Below are 22241 nucleotides of genomic sequence, written 5' to 3'. Positions count from 1 at the left end.
ACTCGATGTCACCGACGATCCTGCTGCGCGGCGGCAAGCCGGTGCTGGCGCTCGGCTCGCCCGGCGGCTCCACGATCATCACCACCGTGCTGCAGGTGCTGCGCAACCGGCTCGACGGTGGGATGTCCCTGCCCGCCGCGGTCGCCGCTCCGCGGGCCTCGCAGCGCAACACCGCGGCGGTGACGGCGGAGCAGTCCTTCATCGACCGCTACGGCGCCGCGCTGGCGGCGTATGGACACACGTTCTCCCCGGCCGGGGCGCCCGGCACCAGCGCGGCCGAGATCGGTGCCGTGGAGGCGATCGAGCCTGGGGCCGGACGGGCGGCTCACGGCAGTGGCGGAGCCCACGCGCCGCGGGGGCGGCGCGGCCGGGGTGGTGCGGCCTACCCTGGGCAGGTGACCTGGACCGAGATCGCCGACGAGGAGACCCTGACCGCGCTGCTCGGGGAGCCGACGGCCGCGGCATCCGGCAAGGAGCGCGCCGCGCTCACGGACGTGGACCGCGACTGGCTCGCCGCCTCGCCGTTCTGCTTCCTCGGGACCGCCGACGCGGACGGGCGCTGCGACGTCTCCCCGAAGGGAGACCCGGCCGGGCACCTGGTCCACGTGGTCGACGAGCACACCGTCGCGATCGCCGAGCGGCCGGGCAACCGCCGTGCCGACGGCTACCGCAACATCCTCGCCAACCCGCACGTCGGGCTGAACTTCCTCATCCCCGGCCGCGGCGACACCCTGCGCATCAACGGCCGCGCCCGGCTGGTCAGCGAGGCGCCCTTCTTCGACGCGATGGTCGTCAAGGGGCACCGCCCGATCCTGGCGGTGGTCGTCGAGATCGAGACGATCTTCTTCCACTGCGCGAAGGCCTTCCTGCGCTCGCAGCCTGTGGCAGCCGGAGACCTGGGACCCCGACGGCAACGTCCCGCGCCGGGCGGTGCTGGCCCACCGGCTCGAGCGGCCGGAGACCCCGGTCGAGGAGCCTGGACGCCTACTACGGCCCGTCCTACGCCGAGCACCTCTACGGCTGAGCCGCGAGGAAGGCCCGCAGCGCCGGACCGGGGTCGGCGACGGTGGTGATGTTGGCGTAGGTCACCACCAGCAGCACCACGGCAGCCGTCGCGGGCACCCAGCGCCGGGTCCGCACCGCCACCACCGCGAGGCCCAGCGCGGCGATCCCGGCGAGCACCACCATCGCCAGGTGGTACGTCGCGAAGTCGTCCACCAGCCCCGCGAACCCGGGCGTCCCGTCGGTCGCGAGCACGGTGCGCGCCGCGTCGCCCGGCAGCATCGAGAGCAGCGACGAGACGGGCGCGACCATGCCCTGCAGGTTGGCGAGCACGACCACGAGCGCGAGCCCCGCGAGCCCGACGACCGCCCCGCGCGCCACGCCCCGGCTGCGCCGCAGCGCCGCGACGAGGACGACCAGGAGGAGTGCGGCGAGCGCGGCCTTGGTCCCGTGGAAGGCCGCCCACCAGTCGGCCGATCGGTCCAGCGTGCCGTCGGCGGCGAAGGCGCCGGGCAGGCCGTCGCGCAGGGCCCCCACCCCGTCGTACCCGGGGACCAGGAGGCGCGCCACCAGGCTCGGCGCGAGGAGGACGGCGGCGATCAGGGCGGCCGTGGCGGCGGTGAGGCGGGCGTTCGAGGTCATGGCTCGACGCTAGGCGCGCCCGGCCGCGGAGGCGTCCACCGGCGGGCTGATCCGTCCGTCCGCCCGCAGGCGGATGCGTAGGCTGGGAGCGTGTACCCCTTCCTCAAGGGCCACGGCACCGAGAACGACTTCGTGCTGCTGCCCGACCACGACGGCACGGTCCACGGCAACCTCGCCGCCGACCGGGTGCGCGCGCTGTGCGAGCGTCGCGCGGGCGTCGGTGCCGACGGCGTCCTCCGGGTGGTCCGCACCGCCGTCATGGGCGAGGCCGGCTCCGGCCAGGACGCGGAGTGGTTCATGGACTACCGCAACGCCGACGGCTCGATCTCGGAGATGTGCGGCAACGGCATCCGGGTCTTCGGCCGCCACCTCGCGCAGCAGGGCCTCGTCGACCCGGCGGTTCCGGTGCCCGTCGCCACTCGTGCCGGGGTGAAGGTGCTGACCTTCGCCGGGGGCGCCGTGGACGGCGAGGTCACCGTCGACATGGGCATCCCGAAGGTCCTGGAGCAGACCGAGGTCGCGGTGGGGGAGCGGTCCTGGCCGGCCCTGCACGTGGACATGGGCAACCCGCACGCCGTCGCCTTCGTCGACGACCTCGCCGACGCCGGGCACCTCTACGACGCGCCGGCCCACGACCCGGCGGTCTACCCGCAGGGGGTCAACGTCGAGTTCGTCGTACGACGCGGGCCGCGCCACGTCGCGATGCGGGTCCACGAGCGCGGCTCCGGCGAGACCCGCTCCTGCGGCACGGGCGCCTGCGCGGTGATGGTTGCCAGCGCGCTGGCGGACGGCGCGGCGCGGGACACCGAGTACCGCATCGACCTGCCGGGCGGCACCCTGCGGATCACCTGGACGACCGACGACCGGATCCTGATGGCCGGGCCCGCCGTGGTCGTCGCGGAGGGCACCACGGATCTCTGAGGGCTCAGTCGGCCGCGGTCGGGTCCCACAGGTGGGCCGGCTCGCCGGTGGCGAGGTACTCGCGGTAGCGGTCGACCTTCGAGGTGACCTGTGCGAGCGCCTGGTCGAGTCTCGGCCGGCTGATGACGGATCCGCCGCTGGTGGCGGACCAGCAGCGCGAGCCGTTCGGGCTCGGTGCCGGCGCCCGCGCGGATCAGGCCGGCGAACTCACGGATCTCCTCCAGCGGCATCCGCGACTCGCGTAAGCTTTGGTGCACAGCCCGATCCACTCCAGGTCGGCAGCGCTGTAGCGCCGCCGACCGGCGCCGTCGCGGGCGATCTCCCCGAGCAGCAGGCGCTCGCGCTCGTAGAAGCGGAGCGTGTGGTGGCTCAGCCCGGTCTGCTCGACCACCTCGCCGATGGGATGGGTGGCAGCGGTCATGTCTTCCTCCCGAGCGCTTGACCTCGACCTCACTCTAGGCTCCTAGCGTCGGCGCCATGACCTCCTCCACCAGCACCCAGCAGACCCCGATCGGCTCCGGATTCGGCGCGAGCACCACCGCCGAGGAGGTGATCGCCGGCCACGACCTGCACGGCCGCACGGCGGTGGTGACGGGCGGCTACTCGGGACTCGGCCTGGAGACCGTGCGGCACCTGGTCGCCGCGGGAGCGCGGGTGATCGTCCCCGCGCGGCGTCCCGACCTCGCCGAGGCGAACCTGGCCGCGCTCACCGGCGTCGAGGTGGTCGCGTGTGACCTCGCCGATCTCGCGAGCATCGCCCGCGCGGGCGAGGCGGTGGCCGCCCTGACCGCGCGCGTCGACCTGTTCTTCGCCACCGCCGGAGTGATGGCTTCCCCCCTGTTCCGGGTCGGCCCGGGCTGGGAGGGCCAGGCTCGGAGTCAACCACCTCGGCCACGTCGCCCTCACTCGCCGGCTCGAGCCGCTGCTGCGCGCGCAGGGCGCGCGCGTGGTGGTCTTCTCCTCCGCCGGCCACTTCTTGTCGCCGATCCGGTGGGAGGACCCGGACTTCGCCGTCGAGTACGACAAGTGGGCGGCGTACGGCCAGTCGAAGACGGCGAACGTTCTCTTCGCCTTGGAGCCTGGACCGGCGGTGGAGCGCGGACGGCGTCCGGGCGTTCTCGCTGCACCCGGGCGCGATCATGACGCCGCTCCAGCGCCACCTCCCGCTCGCTGAGATGGTGGCGCTGGGCTGGGCCGACGAGGACGGGAACCCCGTCGACCCGGCGGCGCTCAAGAGCCTCAGCCAGGGTGCCGCGACCGGCCTGTGGGCCGCCGTCGCGCCCGAGCTCGCCGACCGGGGCGGTCTCTACCTGCAAGACGTCGACGTCGCCCCGCTGGTGACCACCGATCCCGACATGGCGATCGGCGGGGTCCGCGACTACGCGGTCGACACCGACCAGGCCGTCCGGCTCTGGGAGGAGTCCGCGCGCCGGATCGGCTGGACCACGGGCTGAAACGGGTTCCACAGGTCGCTACAGTCCGACGCATGGAACTCACCGGATCCTCCGCCATCGTCACCGGCGCCGCCTCGGGCATCGGCGCCGCCGTGGCCCGCCAGCTCGCCGCCCAGGGCGCGACCGTCGTCGTCGCCGACCTCCAGGCCGACAAGGGCGAGGCCCTCGCCGCCGAGATCAACGGCGTCTTCGCCCAGGTCGACGTCACCAACACCGAGCAGATCGCCGGGGCCGTCAAGGCCGCCGCCGAGATCGCCCCGCTGCGTGCGGTCGTCAACTCCGCCGGCATCGGCTGGGCCCAGCGCACGATCGGCCGCGACGGCCGACTCGAGTCCGCGCACTCGCTGGAGGCCTTCACCAAGGTGATCGCGATCAACCTGATCGGCACCTTCGACGTGGTCCGCCAGGCCGCCACGGTGATGAGCCAGAACGAGCCCGACGAGGACGGCGCACGCGGTGCCATCGTCAACCTCGCCAGCGTCGCCGCCTTCGACGGCCAGATCGGCCAGGCGTCGTACTCCGCGTCCAAGGGTGGCGTCGTCGGCATGACCCTCCCGGTCGCCCGCGACCTGTCCGCCTCCGGCATCCGCCTCAACACCGTCGCGCCCGGCCTGATCGACACCCCGATCTACGGCGAGGGCGAGGCGTCGGAGGCGTTCAAGGCCAACCTCGGTCAGAACGTGCTCTTCCCCAAGCGCCTCGGCACCGGTGCGGAGCTGGCCTCGATGGTCATCGAGTGCCTGACGAACTCCTACATGAACGGCGAGGTCATCCGCGTCGACGGCGGCATCCGGATGCCCCCGAAGTAGGCACCGAACTCGTCGCGATCGGTTCATCCGCGCGTCGACCGGCGATCCCTCGCCCGTCGGCGCGCGGCGCTTTTCTGGCTCTGTGACGCTGCTCTGGGACGACCAGACCCGGCTCGGTGAGCTCCGCGTGGGCCGCCGCTCCACCATCGTCGCCGGCCTGGCCGGCGCCTCGATCCCGGCGCTCGGGGTGATGCGCGGGTTCCCCGGCCTCGTGGAGAACCGCCGGGACCTGACCACCGGGGTGCGCAGCGGGGAGGTGACGACCAGGCTCGGCGATCCTGTGGTCGCGCGCCGTCGTACCGAGCCGGATGATGGTGCGCCTGCGCACCGGCGCGCGCCAGCAGGTCCTGCGCGGACGGTGGACCGACCCGCGCACCGACCTCACCGCCCGGATGCAGCCTGACCGGCCTCGGACCCGGGCGCGAGTACGCCGCCGAGGTCTGGTTCGAGACCCCCGAGGGCGAGCGCAGCGCACCGCAGGGCCTCACCTTCCGCACCGCGCCGATCCACGCCGCCGCGCAGTCGATCGTGTGGTCCGGAGACGTCAACGGCCAGGGTTGGGGGATCGACCGCTCCCGGGGCGGGATGGCGGCGTTCCGCACCATGCTGGACCTGCGCCCGGACCTGTTCGTCCACGTCGGCGACACGATCTACGCCGACGAGCCGATGCCCGAGACCCACCGGGTCGTCGAGGACGGCTCGCTGTGGCGCAACGAGCTCGACCGAGGACGTCGTCGTGCCCGCCGAGACCCTCGCGAACTTCCGCGGCCGGCACCGCTACTCGCTGCGCGACGACAGCGTGCGCGACTTCCACGCCGCCGTTCCGTCCGTCGTGCAGTGGGACGACCACGAGACCTGCAACAACTGGTACCCCGGCGAGATCGTCGACGACGACCACTACAGCGGGCAGTCGGCCGACGTGCTGGCGGTGCGTGGACGGCGGGCTTGGCAGGAGTACCAGCCGGTGCCGGTGAAGCGCCTGGTCCCCGCCGACGGCGACGGCTTCGCGCCGCGCCGGATCTACCGCAAGGTCCCGCGCGGGCAGCACCTCGACCTCTTCCTCATGGACATGCGCAGGCTGGCGCGGGCCCAACCCGGACGCCGATCCCGCGCGGCACAAGGGCGAGGCCGGGCTGCTCGGGCCCACCCAGGAGGCCTGGCTGATCGAGGGCCTGCGTCGCTCGAGGGCGACCTGGAAGGTGATCTCCATCGACCAGCCGCTGTCCGCGCCGGCCAGCCGGACCTACGACCTCGACGGCGTCTCGAACGGCGACGACGGGCCGCCGCTGGGCCGCGAGCCGGAGATCGCCCGGGTGCTGTCGGCGATCAAGCGCCACGGCATCCGCAACGTCGTGTGGATCACCGCCGACGTGCACTACACCGCGGCGAACCACTACTCCCCGGAGCGGGCGTCGTTCACCGACTTCGAGCCGTTCTGGGAGTTCATCTCCGGGCCGCTGCACTGCTCGCCGTTCACCGCCAAGCCGACCGAGCCTGGACCGGACCTTCGGCCCGCTGGTGCACTTCACCCACGGCAAGGACGAGCCGCTGCCGGTCAAGATCGCCCCGCGGCCCGACAACCAGCACATCGGCCAGGCTCGACATCGCCGCCACCGGCCAGGCTCACCGTGCGCCTCTACGACGGCGGCGGCACCGTGCTGTGGCAGAAGACCCTCGACCCCGACGAGGTCGCCGTCTAGCCCGTGCGACGCGTCCCGCTCAGCCCTGGCACCACATCGCCCCCTGCGGCCCGATGATCGTGCGTCGTTCCGTCTCGCGGCCGCCGACCGTGATCACGCAGGTGACCTTCACCCCGGGCCAGAACGCCTGGACGAACACCGCGGCGTAGTCGGGCCTGCCCCAGACCCGGGTGGTGTGCGACCACGTGCTCCCGACACCGTCGTCCTGGCCGTAGCGCTGGTCGTCGCTGGTCGGGATGATGTACGACACCCGGTAGAGCGGCTGCGTGGAGAAGACCCGGATCTTCAAGGTGGTGCGCGGCAGCGAGCGGCCGCTGCCGCTGCCACCGAGGCCGGCGGGCAGGGCGACGCCGGCCGGCAGGCTCAGGGCGGAGGCGTCGGGCTGGGTCGCGTCGACCGGCTCGGCGGTGGCCGACGGCTCCTGCGCGGGGCGCTTGCTCGGCCGCGGGCTGGGCGTCGGCATGGCGGTCGCGTCCGGACGGGCCGTCGTGTCCGTGGCGGATTCTGGGGAGGGGCCGGGGCGGGTGACGAAGGCGAAGATGCCCAACCCGACCGCGACGATCGTGATGATCCAGATCCACCGGCTCTCGCCCCCGGCTTACGAGCACGCATGCCCTCTCAACGACGCCAGAGGGCCCGGGGCTATCCCTCGGGCTGAAAACGGGAAGCATCGGGCGGGCCCGGTGGTTAGGCTGGACGACGCTTATGACGAACTCTGCTGAGAACTTCTCCCTCGCTGACGCCCTTCGTGCCACCGAGGGGTGGGACGACCCCGACGACCTGGTCGACGACCTCGACGAGCCGGACGACGCTGCCGACGACGGCTTCGTGTCCGGGTACGCCGACACCGACCCCACCACCGGCGACCTCGACCTGGTCGAGCGCCACGAGCCTGCGCCGCGTCGCCGGCCTGCGCACCGGACTCGAGGACATCACCGAGGTCGAGTACCGCCAGGCTCCGCCCGGAGCGCGTGGTCCTCGTCGGGGTGTGGACCGAGGGCACGCAGCAGGACGTCGAGAACGCCATGGCCGAGCCTGGCCCTGCTCGCCGAGACGGCCGGCTCGGAGGTGCTCGACGCGATCTACCAGCGCCGCCAGTCGCCCGACCCGGCGACGTACATCGGCCGTGGCAAGGTGGAGGGCCTGCGCGAGATCGTGCAGGCGACCGGCGCCGACACCGTCATCTGCGACGGTGAGTCTCGCGCCCAGCCAGCCTGCGCAACCTGGAGGACCGGGTCAAGGTCAAGGTGGTCGACCGGACCGCGCTGATCCTCGACATCTTCGCCCAGCACGCGAAGTCCAAGGAGGGCCAGGCGCAGGTCGAGCCTGGCCCAGACCAACTACATGAAGCAGCGCCTGCGCGGCTGGGGCGGCAACCTCTCCCGGCAGGCCGGTGGCCGGGTCGGCGCGGACGGCGGCGGCATCGGTGGCCGTGGTCCCGGTGAGACCAAGATCGAGACCGACCGGCGCCGGATCAACGACAAGATCGCCAAGTGCGCCGCGAGCTCAAGGCGATGAAGGGCACTCGCGACACCAAGCGCCAGGAGCGCCGCCGCAACGAGGTGCCCTCGGTCGCGATCGCCGGCTACACCAACGCCGGCAAGTCCTCGCTGCTCAACCGGCTCACCGGTGCGGGCGTGCTCGTCGAGGACGCGCTGTTCGCGACGCTGGACCCCACCACGCGTCGTACCCAGACCCCGGACGGGCGCGTCTACACGATGAGCGACACCGTCGGCTTCGTCCGGCACCTGCCGCACCAGACTCGTCGAGGCGTTCCGCTCCACCCTGGAGGAGGTCGCCGACGCCGACCTGATCGTGCACGTCGTGGACGGCTCGCACCCCGACCCCGAGGGCCAGCCTGACCGCCGTGCGCGAGGTGCTGGCCGACGTCGATGCCGCGGGCATCCCCGAGCTGGTCGTCATCAACAAGGTCGACGCCGCCGACCCGCTCGTGGTCGACCGGGTGCTGCGCCGTGAGCCACACTCCGTCGCGGTCTCCGCGCGCACCGGCGAGGGCATCGCCGCAGCGCTGGCCGCGATCGAGGCCGACCTGCCGCGCCCGCGGGTGGAGTTCACCGTGCTGGTGCCCTACGCCCGCGGCGACCTGATCGACCGGATCCACAAGGACGGCGAGATCAACACCCTCGAGCACACCGCCGAGGGCACCCACGTCACCGGACGCGCCACCGAGGCCCTGGCGGGCGACCTCGCGGCGTACGCCGTGTGAGTTCCGCGGTTTTTCGGCGAATTCTCTCCTGAGGACGGATGATCTCCCCGTGACTCGGCACCGCCTCGTTCTCGCTGTGCTCGTCGTGCTCCTCGCCGCCACGGTGACGGGCACGGTCTGGGCGCGTGCCGGCGCCCGTCCCGACCGCTGCGGGCTCACCGCCGAGCGCGCCGACGCCCGCGCCGCGCTGGTCACCGGCAAGGGCCCCGAGGTGCTCGTCGTGGGCGACTCCTACTCCGTCGGCGCCGGCCTGCCCTACGCCGACTCCTGGCCCACCCGGCTGCCCGGCCGGGTCCGGGTGGACGGGTTCTCCGGCAGCGGGTTCAGCGTCGGAGCGAGCGCCTGCGGCGACCGCTCGTACGCCACCCGCCTCCCGCGCTCGCTGCGCCCCGGCACCCGGCTCGTCGTGGTCGAGGGTGGTCTCAACGACTTCGACCAGCCGCAGGCCGACATCGAGGCGGGCTTCACCCGGTTGCTCGCCGCGCTCGGCGACACCCCGGTCCTCGTGGTCGGCCCGCCCGAGGTCCCGCACCGCCCGGCCGGCACGGTCCGCGCGGTCGACGCGACGCTGTCCCGGCTCGCGACCGAGCACCACACGCCGTACCTGTCGATGGTGGGGGTGGACCTCACCCTCCTCGACGACGGCGTGCACCCCGACGCGGCGGGCCAGCGGGTCTTCGGCGACGTGGTCGCGGCGAGAGTGCGGAGCCTGCTCGCGGCTTCGTGAGGGGCACCACGGGCGTGCCTGTGGAGGGGCGCCGCGGAGCGTCGGACCCGGCGTCTAGGGTTTCCCGGTGACCACCGAAGCCGCCGCCGACTCCACGCCCGTCCGCGACCTGCTCGCGGCCGCGGTGGCCGCGCTCGGCGGCCAGGAGCGCGCCGGTCAGGTCGCGATGGCCGAGGCGGTCGCGCAGGCCTTCGCCGACCGCGAGCACCTGCTGGTCCAGGCGGGCACGGGCACCGGCAAGTCGCTGGGCTACCTCGTGCCGGCGCTGCTGCACGACAAGCGGGTCGTGGTCGCCACCGCGACCCTCGCGCTCCAGCACCAAGCTCGTCGAGCGAGACCTGCCCCGCCTGGTCAAGGCGGTCGGTACGACGCCCGGGCTCGACGCGTCGTACGCCGTGCTCAAGGGGCGTTCCAACTACGCCTGCCTCCACCGCATCCGCGAGGGCGCGCCGGACGAGCAGGGCGAGCCTGATCCAGGTCCCCGAGGGCTCGATGGGGGCCAAGGTGATCGAGCCTGCGCAAGTGGGCCGAGTCGGCCGCCGAGGACGCCGGCAGCGGTGAGCGTGACGACGCCCCGCGCCACACCGAGAAGGAGTGGCGCCAGGTCAGCGTCTCCGCCCGGGAGTGCCTCGGCGCGAGCAAGTGCCGCTTCGGCCAGGAGTGCTTCGCCGAGCGGGCGAAGGAGAAGGCGCACAAGTCGCACCTCATCGTCACCAACCACTCGCTGCTCGCGATCGACGCGATCGAGGGCATCCCCATGATCCCGGAGTACGACGCCGTCGTCATCGACGAGGCCCACGAGCTCGCCGCGCGGGTCACCCAGGCCGCGACCGACGAGTCCGTGGGCCGCCGAGGTCGAGCGGGCCGCCCGGCGCAGCGTGCGCCACGTCGAGGGCAACGAGGCCGACGACCTCGCCGACGCCGGCGACGCCCTGCGGGCCGCGGTCGCCGACGCCCCGGCCGGGCGCTTCGAGCGGTTGCCCGAGGACCTCGCCGACGCGCTGGCCCTGGTCCGTGACGCGGCTCGCGCCTGCATCTCGGCCTTCCCCAAGGGTGAGGCCAAGTCCGGCCAGGAGCCGGACCCGGCGATGACCCAGGCCAAGGGCATGGTGCAGGAGGTCTTCGCGACCGCCGAGCGGATGGCCGCCAACTCCGAGCACGACGTGCTGTGGCGCACCGAGGGCAGCGACCGGATGCCGCCGACGTTGGCGATCGCCCCGCTGCAGGTGTGGGGGCAGGTGCGCGACAAAGCTGCTCGCCGACAACACCGTGGTGATGACCTCGGCCACCCTCATGCTCGGCGGCGACTTCAACGCCGTGGCCCGCACCGTCGGGCTCAAGCCGATGCCCGACCCCGAGCAGCCCTGGCGGGGCATCGACGTCGGCAGCCCCTTCGACTACGGCAAGCAGGGCATCCTCTACGTCGCCCGGCACCTGCCCCCGCCGGGCCGCGACGGCCTCGGGCCGGCCCAGCTCGACGAGATCGCCGAGCCTGGTCGATGCCGCCGACGGCCGGACCCTCGGGCTCTTCTCCAGCCGCCGCGCCGCCGAGGCGGCCGCCGAGCACGTGCGCAAGGCTCTGCCGCACCTGACCACGCTCGCCCAGGGCGAGGCGCAGGCTGCCCGAGCCTGGCCCGGCAGTTCGTCGAGGACCCGCACACCTGCCTGTTCGGCACCCTCGGGCTCTGGCAGGGGCTCGACGTCCCCGGCGACACCTGCCGGCTGGTGCTGATCGACCGGATCCCGTTCCCGCGGCCCGACGACCCGTTGATGAGCGCCCGCCAGAAGGCCGCCGACCAGGCGGGCGGCAACGGCTTCATGCAGGTCGCCGCGACCCACTCGGCGCTCCTGCTCGCACAGGGCGCCGGGCGGCTGATCCGCACGACGAGCGACCGGGGCGTCGTCGCCGTGCTGGACCCGCGGCTGGCGACCGCCCGCTACGGCTCGTTCCTGAAGGCCAGCCTGCCGCCCATGTGGACGACGACCGACCCCCAGGTCGTCCGGCAGGCGCTGAGCCGGCTCAGCCAGTCGCCTTCGCGGTGATCACCTGGCGCAGCGAGTCTCGCCACCGGCGTGCCCTGGCAGGTCTGCAGGTAGGTCCCGCCCAGCCAGCAGCGGTAGCGGGTGTCGCCGTTGACCACGCTGACCTCGATCCACTGGGTGGTGCTGCCGAAGGCGTAGCTGAGCGTGTTGTCGCCGTTGGCGTTCAGCGCGACGTACGTCGAGGTGGGGTTGCGGTTCTTGCGCTTGATCGTGACGATCGCGGCGCCACCGATCGCCTTGCTGTTGACGTTGATGCCGAAGGTGATCTTCGAGCCGGCGCCTTGGCCGCGGGTCCAGCGGTAGGTGCCCGCCGACAGCCGCGGCAGCGAGAAGACCGCGTTCGCGGCCCGCGTCGACGAGCCTGAGGGTGAAGGAGCGTCGCACGGGAGCCCGCCGGTAGGCCGCGCCCTCCTCGTAGACCCCGGGGCGCCGGTTCCACACCGCGAACCAGGCGAGCCTGCGCGGTGATGTTGGTGCCGCGTGCCGCCAGCGCCCCCTGGAGGCCCTGCAGCGAGTACACGTTGCCGGCGTCGGTGGACCCGCCGGAGCCGAGCCGGCGCCAGATGTCGAGCACGACCGTCGGCAGGCCCGCCGTCGAGGCCGGGAAGCGCTCGCTGAGGTAGCGGAAGAAGATCCACGCACCGTAGGGCTCCGCGCCGCCGTCGCTGAACGCGTCGAGCGCCTGCGAGGGCCGGCCGAGCGGACCGTAGGGCAGGTAGGAGCGGTTGTCGTTGATGCCGTCGTACATCTCGTCCTCGACCCAGCCTGGCCGTGGCCTCCATGATCCAGGCGTCCTCGTTGACGTCGTAGGCGAACTGGACGGCGTGGAAGTACTCGTGCGCCGCGGTCACCCGCAGGGCCGAGCGCGGGGAGATGCCGAACTCGGCGTAGTTGTTGTCGAGCACGCAGTAGGCCGGCGCCGCGACATGGCCCTTGATCTCGCGGTCCGTCGTGCAGTAGCCGTAGACGCCGGCGTTGCCCACGTTGCCGAGGTAGACGTCGGGCAGCGACGAGCCGCCGGCGGTGCCGTCGGAGACCGGCTTCTTGTAGCCGGCCCGGGCGTAGGTGACCGCGATCTGGGTCATCGTCGTCAAGGTGAACTCGACGTAGTCCGGCAGCCCGCCGCGGGTGCCGGGGAACAGGCCGCCGGGACCGTCGTTCTCGGTGGGGATCGCGTTGGTGCCGCTGGTCACCCAGTGCACGCAGACGAAGGCGTTGCAGGTCTTCTTCGTGGTGTGCGTGCCGTAGCAGGCGAGGTCGCCGTCACTGAAGCACTCGCTGGCCGAGTCGTCCGGGCGCGCGAGCAGCCGGGAGGCGACCTTGCGCTGGGACTTGGGCAGGTCGCGCTGGGCAGCGGCGAGGTCACGCAGCGCCAGGGTCAGGTCCTTGCCCTGCACGGGGCTCTCCGGCGTCGGGTCGGCCGGCGTGGCCGGGGCCTCCACCAGGTCCTGCACGGTCTCCAGCGCCTGCTGCGCGAGCTCGCGCGCGCTGCTGGGGTCGGGGTCCGGGTCGCCGCCGACCGCCTGGGCGGGCACGGCGAGCGCGGGCACCACCAGCACGGCGGCGAGCAGGGAGAGGAACAGCGCGGCCCAGCGGGCGCGGCGTGACGTCATGGGGAAGCCCTTACGAACGATCGGTGGGGGGCGAACCCTCCGACCATACGACAGACCCCCGACGAATCCCTCAGACCCGGCGCAGGACGGCGGTGACCTTGCCGAGGATCGTCGCGTGGGTGCCGTCGATCGGCTCGAACGCCGGGTTGTGCGGCAGCAGCCAGATCCGGCCGTCCTTGCGCTGGAAGGTCTTCACCGTGGCCTCGCCGTCGATCATGGCCGCGACGATCTCGCCGTTCTCGGCGGTCGGCTGCTGGCGGATCACGACGTAGTCGCCGTTGCAGATCGCGGCGTCGATCATCGACTCGCCGCTGACCTCGAGCAGGAACAAGCTGGCCGTCGCCGACCAGGCTGGCGGGGGAGCGGGAAGACGTCCTCGACCCGCTCCTCGGCGAGGATCGGGCCACCGGCGGCGATCCGGCCGACGACCGGCACGTTGGCCGGGACGGGAGCGGCGTCGCCGATGCCCGTCTCGTCGTAGGTGCTCTCCTCGGCGGAGCCCATCGCCTTGCGCGCGGCCATCACCTCGGGCAGGAAGACCTCCAGGGCGCGCGGGCGGTTGGGGTCGCGCTTGAGGTAGCCCTTCTCCTCCAGCACGCGCAGACTGGTGGGCCACGCTCGAGGTGCTGGTGAGGCCGACCGCCTGGCCGATCTCGCGCATGCTCGGCGGGTAGCCGCGCTTCTCGATGCTGTCCTTGATGTGGGCCAGCACCCGCTGCTGGCGGGGGGTCAGGCCGGTCGCGTCCGGGGGACCGTCCGGCGACTCGGTGACGCCGCGGCCTGCCTTGCGCTCCGTCATGGGGATGCCTCCAGGCTCTCTGCGGATCGCGGCCCGTCTCCGTCCGGTGGAGGTCCGAGCCCGTGGCCCGACGCTAACCGATCGTCTCCCGCTGTTTCAAACATCTGTTCGAACGGCGTGTCGCCGACACGCCGTCGAACAGGATTTCGAACCGGTGCTGGATTTGTTCGAACACCTGATCTAGTCTCGTACACATGTTCGATCGAACGTCTGGTCGAACCCTTTGTGTCGGACCCCCTCGATAGACAACTCCTCGACAGGATCCGCCCCCTTCCCCTCGGAGGTCACCATGAGCACGATCAGCATCGCCCCGCACCGCGTCGCCGCCCCCCGCGCCACCGCGCGTCCGGCCGCCACGCCAGCCCGGCGTTCTGGTTCGGTCCGGCTCACCCGCCGGGGCCGGGCGGTCGTGTTCCTCCTCGCCTCCGTGGCGGTCGCCGCGGTCGCCATCTGGCTGGCCGCCGGCTCCGCGGCCACCCGCGACGCCGGTGACGCCGGCGCGGTCACCGTGGTCACCGTCGCCCCGGGCGAGACGCTGTGGGACATCGCCAGCGACGTCGCCGCGAGCACCGACGACGACGTGCGCGGCGCGATGGACCGGATCCAGGACCTCAACACCCTCGACGGCAGCGTGGTCTACGCCGGCCAGGAGCTCCGGGTGCCCACCGCCACCGACTGATCCGTCGCCGACGGATGTCGGCCCACCAGCCTCTCCGCCGCTTCGACCCCGGCGGAGTGGGGAAGACGGAGGGCGGGATCCGGCTCAGTGCCGGCTCCCGCCCTTCGCGCTTTCCGGAGGCGAGCGCTTCGGCAGTGCGACCGGTGCAGCCGGTGTGGCCGGAGCAGCAGTGCGGCCCGTGTGGTCGGGCTCAGCGTGCGGCGCGCTTGCCGCCCTTCGGAGCGTCCGGGTCGCGCTTCGGCTTGGGCTCGGGGGCGGCGGTGAGGCCGATCGCCCGGGAGAGCCGGACGGCCAGCATGAACGCGAGGAAGAGGCACAGCATGCCGCCGACGGCCGCGATCGCCAGGAACGCCCAGGCGCTGGTCTTGCCGTCGTGGCGGGCGGTGGCGCCGAAGTCGATGGCGGCGAGGACGAGGTACCCCCACGCCACGAGGGCGAAGGTGATGCCGACGGCGAGGCCGAGCAGATCAGGGCGGAATCGCGCCCTGGTGCGGTCGCCTGCGCGCTTTCCTCCTGTCACGGCGGTCATTGTGGCTGATGGCTGGTTGCGACGCGCCGGCAACCCGGGAAACCGCCCGCGACGACGATCTCCGACCGCCTCCCGGAAGGTCTCGACACGCCGCGTTGTTGAACTCTCCGGGAGGACTTTCGGGCCGTTGACCTGCGCAAACGCGACAGGAGTGGGACCTTCCGAGATCTGCCCCGATCCCGGTCTTGCACCTGTGGTGGTCGCGGCGTACGGTTACCACTACATCTAGTAGTTACAAGGATGTAGTTCTCCACATCTAGTCCACAAGACGGGGTGTGGGGTTGCACAGATCACGCCCGTTTCCCCACAGCCGGACGCCGGTTGTGCACAGCGGAACCGCCCCGGGAGGAGGAGCCATGCACTGTCCGTACTGCAAGCACAACGACACGAAGGTCCTGGACTCCCGGGTCTCCGAGGACGGATGTTCGATCCGCCGCCGTCGGGTGTGCCAGTCGGCCGCCTGCGAGAAGCGTTTCACCACCGTCGAGCCTGATGCGACTCACGGTGCTCAAGCGTTCCGGGGCGACCGAGCCGTTCACCCGTGAGAAGGCCGTGTCCGGCGTGCGGAAGGCCTGCAAGGGCCGCCCCGTCGACGAGGACGACCTGGCCCGGCTGGGCCAGGAGGTCGAGGACCAGGCTCCGGCTGGCCGGTAGCCCCGAGATCGCCGCCCACGAGGTGGGCCTGGCGATCCTCCCGCCCCTGCGACGCCTCGACGAGGTCGCCTACCTCCGCTTCGCCTCGGTCTACCGCGGGTTCGACTCCGCGGCGGACTTCGAGAACGAGATCGCTCTCCTGCGCGCCGAGCGCCAGCCTGCAGAGCGAGCCGGCCCCGACGGGCTGACCACAGACGCCCGGCAGGTAGTGGGGAAGCCTGCCTGCCGGGCCACCAACCTTCCCCTGCACGCTGCGGCGTGCGTCGTACCCACCACCGACATCCGCACCGCACCGACACCAGGAGAGTCATGACCGAGACGGCCAGCAACCCGACGGCCACGCAGAAGGGGCTGAAGATCGAGCGCATCTTCAGCACCGAGGGCGTGCACCCCTACGACGAGATCACCTGGGAGCGGCGCGACGTCGTCCAGACCAACTGGAAGACCGGCGAGACCGTCTTCGAGCAAACTCGGCGTGGAGTTCCCGGACTTCTGGTCGCTGAACGCCTCCACCATCGTCACCACCAAGTACTTCCGCGGCGCCGTCGGTACGCCCGAGCGGGAGACCGGCCTGCGCCAGGCTCATCGACCGGGTGGTCTCGCGCTACGTCCAGGCGGGCATCGACAACGACTACTTCGCGACCTCGGTGGACGCGGAGGTCTTCGAGCAGGAGCCTGACCTGGCTGCTGGCCCACCAGTACTTCTCGTTCAACTCCCCGGTGTGGTTCAACGTCGGCACGCAGTCCCCGCAGCAGGTGTCGGCCTGCTTCATCCTGTCGGTGGATGACTCGATGGACTCGATCCTCAACTGGTACAAGGAGGAGGGCTTCATCTTCAAGGGCGGCTCCGGTGCCGGTCTGAACCTCTCCCGCATCCGCTCCTCCAAGGAGCCTGCTGTCCTCCGGTGGCACCGCGTCGGGCCCGGTCTCCTTCATGCGCGGCGCGGACGCCTCCGCCGGCACCATCAAGTCCGGTGGCGCCACCCGTCGCGCGGCCAAGATGGTCGTCCTCGACGTCGACCACCCCGACATCGAGGAGTTCGTCGAGACCAAGTGGCGCGAGGAGGACAAGATCCGCGCCCTGCGCGACGCCGGCTTCGACATGGACCTCGGCGGCAAGGACATCACCTCGGTCCAGTACCAGAACGCCAACAACTCGGTCCGCGTCAACGACGAGTTCATGAAGGCCGTCGAGAACGGCACCGAGTTCGGCCTGCGCTCGCGCAAGGACGGCTCGGTCATCGAGACCGTCGACGCCCGCAGCCTGTTCCGCAAGATCAGCGAGGCCGCCTGGGCCTGCGCCGACCCGGGCCTGCAGTACGACGACACGATCAACGACTGGCACACCAACCCCGAGACCGGCCGGATCACCGCGTCCAACCCGTGCTCGGAGTACATGTCGCTCGACAACTCCTCGTGCAACCTCGCCTCGCTCAACCTGCTCAAGTTCCTGCGCGAGGACGACACCTTCGACGCGCCGCTGTTCGCCAAGGCCGTCGAGCCTGATCATCACCGCGATGGACATCTCGATCTGCTTCGCCGACTTCCCGACCGAGCCGATCGGCCAGACCACCCGCGACTACCGCCAGGCTCGGCATCGGCTACGCCAACCTGGGCGCGCTGCTCATGGCGATGGGCCTGGGCTACGACTCCGACGGCGGTCGTGCGATGGCGGCCACCATCACCTCGCTGATGACCGGCACGTCGTACCGTCGCTCGGCGGAGCCTGGCCTCGATCGTCGGCCCGTACGCCGGCTACGCCCGCAACGCCGAGGCGCACAACCGGGTGATGCGCAAGCACCAGGCCGCCAACGACGACGTGCGTCCGCTGCACATCGCCGACGCCGAGGTGCATAAGGCTGGCGACCGAGGAGTGGGCCAAGGTCGTCGACCTCGGCAAGACCAACGGCTTCCGCAACGCGCAGGCCTCGGTGCTCGCGCCGACCGGCACCATCGGCTTCATGATGGACTGCGACACCACCGGCATCGAGCCTGACTTCTCCCTGGTGAAGTTCAAGAAGGCTCGTCGGCGGCGGCTCGCTGCAGATCGTCAACCAGACCATCCCGCGGGCGCTGAAGAAGCTCGGCTACGACTCCGAGAAGGTCGAGGCGATCGTCGCCTACATCGGCGAGCACGGCCACGTCGTCGACGCCCCCGGCCTCAAGCCGGAGCACTACGAGGTCTTCGACACCGCCATGGGCGAGCGTGCGCTCAAGCCGATGGGCCACGTCAAGATGATGGCCGCCTGCCAGCCGTTCCTCTCCGGCGCCATCTCCAAGACCGTCAACCTGCCGGAGTCGGCGACGGTCGAGGAGATCGAGCAGATCTACCTGGAGTCGTGGAAGGCTCGGCCTCAAGGCCACCGCGATCTACCGCGACAACTGCAAGGTCGGCCAGCCGCTCGCCGACGGTGGCGGCAAGGCCAAGAAGGACGCCGCTGCCGCGGACGCCGCGGCTGCCGAGGCCGAGACCAAGGTCGTCGAGAAGGTCGTGGAGAAGGTCGTCTACGCCCCGACCCGCAAGCGTCTGCCGAAGTCCCGCCTGGCCCGCACCACCTCCTTCACGGTGGCCGGCGCCGAGGGCTACATGACCTCCGGTGCGCACGACGACCAGACCCTCGGCGAGATCTTCCTCAAGACTCGGCAAGCAGGGCTCGACCCTCGCCGGCGTGATGGACGCCTTCTCGATCGCGGTCTCGATCGGCCTGCAGTACGGCGTCCCGCTGGAGACCTACGTCTCGAAGTTCACCAACCTGCGCTTCGAGCCCGCCGGCCTCACCGACGACCCGGACGTCCGGATGGCGCAGTCGATCATGGACTACGTCTTCCGCCGCCCGGCGCTGGACTACCTGTCCTTCGACGAGCGCTCCGCCCTCGGCATCTACTCCGCCGAGGAGCGCCAGCGCCACCTCGAGACCGGCTCCTACGAGCCCGTCGAGGAGACCGGCTCGGCCTCCGAGCTCGTCGACGCCCCCGTCGCGAAGGCCACCCCGGCCGTCGAGGACGTCGTCGAGGCCGAGGTCGACGAGGACCCGCTCGCCGGTGCCCCCGTCGTCGAGGCCAAGACCGCCAAGACCACGGCCGAGGCTCCTCGAGCAGATCACCGGCCACGCGGTCGACAGCCCGCTGTGCATGACCTGCGGCACGAAGATGCGCCCCGCCGGGTCGTGCTACGTGTGCGAGGGCTGCGGCAGCACCAGCGGCTGCAAATGACCGAGAACCCACGGCAAGGGCGGGTCGCGACGCGGCCCGCCCTTTGTCCACAACACGCCGTACCACGTTGCTTCCCCCTGGCTCGATTGGCGTAGATTTCGAACATGAGACCGAGCTCTGAAGCCTCGTTCACCTTCTCAGACCTCTTCGCCGGCATCGGCGGTTTCCACGCGGCGCTGCACGCTGCTGGCGGACGCTGGGCGTTCGCCAGCGAGATCGACGGCGACGCCGCGCGCGTCTACGACCACAACTGGCTGCGCCCCCTGCGCGAGTCCGGTGCACCGCTCCCGCCAGGCGTCTCGGAGTTCAAGGTCAACGGCGACATCGTTGCGCTGACCGATCCCGAGGTGACCGTCCCGCACGCGGACGTGCTCGCCGCAGGCTTCCCTTGCCAGCCCTTCTCCAAGAGCGGCTTCCAGCGGGGCATGGACGAGACGCGCGGCACCCTGTTCTGGAACATCGCCCGGATCCTGGCCGAGCCGTCGGTCCGGCCCTCGGTCGTGCTCCTGGAGAACGTGCGCAACCTTGCCGGGCCACGGCACCGCGACACCACGTTCCGCACGATCGTCCGGACGTTGCGAGAGCTCGGCTACCGCACTGCGGACGAGCCCGCCATCTTCTCGCCGCACCTGCTGCCTCCCACGCTGGGGGGCCGGCCTCAGGTGCGCGAGCGCGTGTTCATCCTCGCTCACTACGTGGGACCCGAGTCGGCTCAGGACCCGGCGAGCCCTCGACGACCCGATCGTGTCGCCCAAGGGGCTCGACCTGGGCTGGTCGAAGGTGCAGTGGGACCTCGGTCGACACCTGCCTCTCGAGAAGGACAGCGAGGTGGACGGCAAGTATCTTCTCGAATCCGCCGAGTCTCAAGATGATCGACACCTGGGACCGATTGCTGACGGACGTGGCCGATCGCCTCGCACCGGGCGAGCGCTTGCCAGGCTTCCCGATCTGGTACGACGAGTTTCGCTCACTCGCCGACGCGGAGGACATCATTGAGGCCGCCTCGTTGGGGGGCGCCCCGATCCCACGGTGGAAGCAGGACTTCCTCCGCAAGAACGCTATCTTCTGGCAGCGTCACCGAGAGGTCATCGCGCGCTACGAACACCTGCTCGACGCCTTTCCGCCCTCTCGCCGCAAGTTCGAGTGGCAGGCGGGAGAGCACCGGCCGCTCGCCGAGACGATCATGCACTTCCGGCCCTCGGGGATTCGAGCGAAGCGGCCTGACTACGTCCCTGCGCTGGTGGCCATCACTCAGACCTCGATCCTGGGCAACCGCCGACGGCTCACGCCGCGGGAGACCGCCCGCCTTCAGGGCCTCCCCGACACCTTCGAGTTCCGGCGGTCCGTGCCGGGCTCCAAGGATGGCGAGCCGCAGAAGGACGCGGCCTCCTACAAGCAGATGGGCAACGGGGTGAATGTCGGCGCGGCGTACCACGTGTTCCAGAAGTACGTGCGGGAGCACGCGGAAGAGATCGCAGCGGTCGCGCCCCAGGTCGTGCGCGCGGTGGAGCGATCCCCGGACAACCCCGATGACTCGTTCGCCTGAGGTCTCCGGCGCATCACAGACCGCATCGGGAGCGGTGCTGGTCCAGTGCATCCTTCGACGGGCAGTCGGCGGCCGCGGTCGGGCGACGAAATCGAGCTCCCGCTAGCGCTCTTCCCGACACGGTGTCGCGAATGCTCGCGTGCACGAGCACGGTCCAGGTCTCGGTGTTGATCGCGATCAGACCGAGGTCGAACAGGGTGTGGAGATCGGAGCGCAGCAAGACTCCGTTGGTGGTTTCCATGGAGCCGCCCGCGGCGTGTGCATGGATGTGGCACGCGTCGAGTGCGCCACTGATGTCGTCGCCGGTGATGGCGCAACGCCCGCCGTACGCCCGGAGCAACCGGTTGCGGAATGCCGGTTGTCCTTGGCGAAGGCGGATGTTGCGATAGGCCCAGACCAGGCTCGCCGGGCAAGGCTCTCGTCCCGGCCGGCCAGGTGGTCGCCGCCGGGCTGGGCCGCCCCGCCCTCGGCGATGCCTCCCGGTCGGGTCAGGTAGTCCCAGAGATCCTCGAAGGCCTCACGGCGCACGTTGCCGCCCGGAATCTTCCCGGTGCCCTTCGAGTCTGTGTCGACCCTCGTTCCAGACCCCGCCGGCGGCGGTGATGATCGCCTCCATCGCGCGAATGCGCTCACCCGGATAGTCGATGCCGAGGTAGTCGCACAACGCATGGAACCAGGCGAGATCAGTTGTGTCGCCCGTGGAGTGCCACGGGCCGCCCTTGCCCATGATCGCGGGAATCCCCAGCGCGTCCGTGATGTGGGCGGGCCACTCGGTCTTCTTCAGCTTGTGGTGCCACGTCACTCCACCCCGGTCAGCCTTGTTGACTGCCGCCCGGTACTGGTCGTCGTCGAGCGCACCCGAGTCCTTCAGCGAGCGAAGGTCGCGCAGGCTGGGTGACGAGCGAGACGTCCTGCCGTGCCGCTGCGTCGGCGAACATGGTGCGCAGTCGAGGGAAGTTCACGTTGTCGACCAGGAGGCTTGACGGCTTCCAACGCGGGGTCGCGGACGGTGGCACCTGGGTTGACGGGCATCTGGAGCGGGATGACGCACTCGGGGCGTTCCGCAGCGTGATGGACGATCGCCGCCTTCGCCAGGCTTGGTGGAGTCACGCGCGACCTCGACGAGGGCCACCATGTCGGGGTGGATCGCCGGGTCGACCAGGACGATGCCCGGCAGGCTCGGGTGACAGGAAGATGGTGGACACCACCAGCCCCGCGCCTGGGCCGCCCTGTCCGTTGGTGATGGTGAACTTGCCGCCCGGCTTATACGAGGTCTTGACCGACCACAGCCCACGAGCCTGGCTCAGCAGGTCGACGGTGTCGTGACCGTCAGCGTTGTGACCGTCGGGCAGGGTAACGATGCCGGCCCGGTAGGCGGCCAACGTGACGATCCACTCGCCAATGCCGCCCGTGATGAATCGCAGGCCCCGGTCGGAGGGGTTGTACGTCTCGACCGCGAGCCGGTACGCCCACTCCGTCTCCTGCCGCAAGCCGGCGTCGCGGTGGAAAGTGCCGCGGAGCCGGTCGAACTGCGCGAGGCTGTCCGAGTAGGTCGCCGGGGCGGGCGGGCTGGCTGCGGGCGCGCTGCCAGGCTCGGCCGCACCAGCGGGCGCCACGCTGAACAAGCCGTCCTCGGTCACGACGGGTTCGCCTTTCTCGCCTCTTGGCAGTTGCCGACAAGTA

The 22241-nt window shown here is 71.4% G+C and carries 20 protein-coding genes and 6 pseudogenes; 16 read left to right on the top strand and 10 right to left on the bottom strand.

The features are described from left to right. Nucleotides 1-5 precede the first annotated feature (5 nt). Nucleotides 6-1073, top strand: coding sequence for an MSMEG_1061 family FMN-dependent PPOX-type flavoprotein (locus G5V59_RS36805; RefSeq protein ID WP_341350956.1), 1068 nt, complete (start codon nucleotides 6-8; stop codon nucleotides 1071-1073). Here the strand turns inward: G5V59_RS36805 and G5V59_RS15870 are convergent. Beyond that, entirely contained in the window at nucleotides 1015-1644 is a 630-nt protein-coding gene (locus G5V59_RS15870) for a hypothetical protein (protein WP_278257092.1), read from the bottom strand. The genes G5V59_RS36805 and G5V59_RS15870 overlap by 59 nt on opposite strands. Before the next feature lie 90 nt (nucleotides 1645-1734). Between G5V59_RS15870 and dapF the strand changes: the two genes are divergently transcribed. Next, nucleotides 1735-2565 (top strand): diaminopimelate epimerase, encoded by an 831-nt coding sequence (gene dapF, locus G5V59_RS15865; protein ID WP_278257091.1) that lies wholly within the window; start codon nucleotides 1735-1737, stop codon nucleotides 2563-2565. Nucleotides 2566-2758: 193 nt separating this feature from the next. On the opposite strand, the gene G5V59_RS15860 is transcribed toward dapF, so the two are convergent. Then, the gene (locus G5V59_RS15860) at nucleotides 2759-2986 is read right to left on the bottom strand and encodes a MerR family transcriptional regulator (RefSeq protein WP_278257090.1); all 228 of its coding nucleotides are present in this window, start codon (nucleotides 2984-2986) and stop codon (nucleotides 2759-2761) included. A 56-nt stretch (nucleotides 2987-3042) separates the two neighbouring features. On the opposite strand from G5V59_RS15860, the gene G5V59_RS15855 reads away from it, so the two are divergent. The 6 genes and pseudogenes from G5V59_RS15855 (at nucleotide 3043) to G5V59_RS15830 (ending at nucleotide 6528) form a co-directional block, all read left to right on the top strand. Beyond that, nucleotides 3043-3708, top strand: coding sequence for an SDR family NAD(P)-dependent oxidoreductase (locus G5V59_RS15855; protein WP_278257089.1), 666 nt, complete (start codon nucleotides 3043-3045; stop codon nucleotides 3706-3708). Then, a complete protein-coding gene (locus G5V59_RS15850; protein WP_278257088.1) occupies nucleotides 3705-4019 on the top strand; it encodes a hypothetical protein in 315 nt (104 codons plus the stop codon). Before G5V59_RS15855 ends, G5V59_RS15850 begins: the two co-directional genes overlap by 4 nt. Nucleotides 4020-4051: 32 nt before the next feature. Then, entirely contained in the window at nucleotides 4052-4828 is a 777-nt protein-coding gene (locus G5V59_RS15845; RefSeq protein ID WP_278257087.1) for an SDR family NAD(P)-dependent oxidoreductase, read from the top strand. Between the two features lie 82 nt (nucleotides 4829-4910). After that, nucleotides 4911-5231 (top strand): hypothetical protein, encoded by a 321-nt coding sequence (locus G5V59_RS15840; RefSeq protein WP_278257086.1) that lies wholly within the window; start codon nucleotides 4911-4913, stop codon nucleotides 5229-5231. A 125-nt stretch (nucleotides 5232-5356) separates the two neighbouring features. Next, nucleotides 5357-5542 (top strand): annotated as a pseudogene (locus tag G5V59_RS15835) (alkaline phosphatase D family protein); the annotation flags it as partial. A 22-nt stretch (nucleotides 5543-5564) separates the two neighbouring features. Further along, nucleotides 5565-6528 (top strand): annotated as a pseudogene (locus tag G5V59_RS15830) (alkaline phosphatase D family protein). 19 nt (nucleotides 6529-6547) lie between these two features. Here G5V59_RS15830 and G5V59_RS15825 read toward each other — a convergent pair. After that, a complete protein-coding gene (locus G5V59_RS15825) occupies nucleotides 6548-6991 on the bottom strand; it encodes a hypothetical protein (protein WP_278257085.1) in 444 nt (147 codons plus the stop codon). Nucleotides 6992-7233: 242 nt separating this feature from the next. Between G5V59_RS15825 and hflX the strand changes: the two are divergent. The 3 genes and pseudogenes from hflX to G5V59_RS15810 all read left to right on the top strand — a co-directional run bounded on the left by hflX (nucleotide 7234) and on the right by G5V59_RS15810 (nucleotide 11525). Further along, a pseudogene (hflX, locus tag G5V59_RS15820) lies at nucleotides 7234-8755 on the top strand (GTPase HflX). A 49-nt stretch (nucleotides 8756-8804) separates the two neighbouring features. After that, complete coding sequence (locus G5V59_RS15815; protein ID WP_278257084.1) at nucleotides 8805-9482, top strand: GDSL-type esterase/lipase family protein; 678 nt, start codon at nucleotides 8805-8807, stop codon at nucleotides 9480-9482. A 67-nt stretch (nucleotides 9483-9549) separates the two neighbouring features. Continuing rightward, nucleotides 9550-11525, top strand: a pseudogene (locus G5V59_RS15810) (ATP-dependent DNA helicase). On the opposite strand, the gene G5V59_RS15805 reads toward G5V59_RS15810, so the two are convergent. Next, nucleotides 11420-13138 carry an MXAN_6640 family putative metalloprotease gene (locus G5V59_RS15805; RefSeq protein WP_278257083.1) on the bottom strand — a complete coding sequence of 573 codons (1719 nt, stop codon included), beginning with the start codon at nucleotides 13136-13138 and terminating at the stop codon, nucleotides 11420-11422. The pseudogene G5V59_RS15810 and the gene G5V59_RS15805 sit on opposite strands and share 106 nt — an antisense overlap. 70 nt (nucleotides 13139-13208) lie before the next feature. Next, nucleotides 13209-13937 carry a transcriptional repressor LexA gene (lexA, locus tag G5V59_RS15800; protein WP_278257082.1) on the bottom strand — a complete coding sequence of 243 codons (729 nt, stop codon included), beginning with the start codon at nucleotides 13935-13937 and terminating at the stop codon, nucleotides 13209-13211. Nucleotides 13938-14226: 289 nt separating this feature from the next. Here lexA and G5V59_RS15795 point away from each other — a divergent pair, with 289 nt between their 5' ends. Further along, on the top strand, nucleotides 14227-14616 hold the full coding sequence (locus G5V59_RS15795) for a LysM peptidoglycan-binding domain-containing protein (RefSeq protein WP_278257081.1): 390 nt from the start codon (nucleotides 14227-14229) through the stop codon (nucleotides 14614-14616). Between the two features lie 190 nt (nucleotides 14617-14806). On the opposite strand, the gene G5V59_RS15790 is transcribed toward G5V59_RS15795, so the two are convergent. Then, nucleotides 14807-15136 carry a hypothetical protein gene (locus tag G5V59_RS15790; RefSeq protein WP_278257080.1) on the bottom strand — a complete coding sequence of 110 codons (330 nt, stop codon included), beginning with the start codon at nucleotides 15134-15136 and terminating at the stop codon, nucleotides 14807-14809. A 365-nt stretch (nucleotides 15137-15501) separates the two neighbouring features. Between G5V59_RS15790 and nrdR the strand changes: the two are divergent. From nrdR to G5V59_RS15770, 4 genes and pseudogenes are all read left to right on the top strand, one after another. Further along, a pseudogene (gene nrdR, locus G5V59_RS15785) lies at nucleotides 15502-16112 on the top strand (transcriptional regulator NrdR). Then, nucleotides 16109-19012: pseudogene (locus G5V59_RS15780) on the top strand (vitamin B12-dependent ribonucleotide reductase). Before nrdR ends, G5V59_RS15780 begins: the two co-directional pseudogenes overlap by 4 nt. A gap of 104 nt (nucleotides 19013-19116) precedes the next feature. Further along, entirely contained in the window at nucleotides 19117-19884 is a 768-nt protein-coding gene (dcm, locus tag G5V59_RS15775; protein WP_278257079.1) for a DNA (cytosine-5-)-methyltransferase, read from the top strand. Then, on the top strand, nucleotides 19881-20558 hold the full coding sequence (locus G5V59_RS15770) for a DNA cytosine methyltransferase (RefSeq protein ID WP_278257078.1): 678 nt from the start codon (nucleotides 19881-19883) through the stop codon (nucleotides 20556-20558). The genes dcm and G5V59_RS15770 overlap by 4 nt, the downstream gene beginning before the upstream one ends. Before the next feature lie 13 nt (nucleotides 20559-20571). Here G5V59_RS15770 and G5V59_RS15765 read toward each other — a convergent pair whose 3' ends face one another. The 4 genes from G5V59_RS15765 to G5V59_RS15750 all read right to left on the bottom strand — a co-directional run bounded on the left by G5V59_RS15765 (nucleotide 20572) and on the right by G5V59_RS15750 (nucleotide 22198). Then, on the bottom strand, nucleotides 20572-20898 hold the full coding sequence (locus tag G5V59_RS15765) for an HNH endonuclease signature motif containing protein (protein WP_278257077.1): 327 nt from the start codon (nucleotides 20896-20898) through the stop codon (nucleotides 20572-20574). 177 nt (nucleotides 20899-21075) lie between these two features. Then, the gene (locus tag G5V59_RS15760; RefSeq protein ID WP_278257076.1) at nucleotides 21076-21360 is read right to left on the bottom strand and encodes a hypothetical protein; all 285 of its coding nucleotides are present in this window, start codon (nucleotides 21358-21360) and stop codon (nucleotides 21076-21078) included. Nucleotides 21361-21370: 10 nt separating this feature from the next. Further along, nucleotides 21371-21520 (bottom strand): hypothetical protein, encoded by a 150-nt coding sequence (locus tag G5V59_RS15755; protein ID WP_278257075.1) that lies wholly within the window; start codon nucleotides 21518-21520, stop codon nucleotides 21371-21373. 144 nt (nucleotides 21521-21664) lie between these two features. After that, nucleotides 21665-22198 carry a hypothetical protein gene (locus G5V59_RS15750; RefSeq protein ID WP_278257074.1) on the bottom strand — a complete coding sequence of 178 codons (534 nt, stop codon included), beginning with the start codon at nucleotides 22196-22198 and terminating at the stop codon, nucleotides 21665-21667. Nucleotides 22199-22241: the final 43 nt, after the last annotated feature.

It is taken from the genome of Nocardioides convexus, assembly GCF_011090295.1.
The sequence above is the reverse complement of the archived record's forward strand: the minus strand, read 5'-3'. Positions and strand labels throughout refer to the sequence as shown.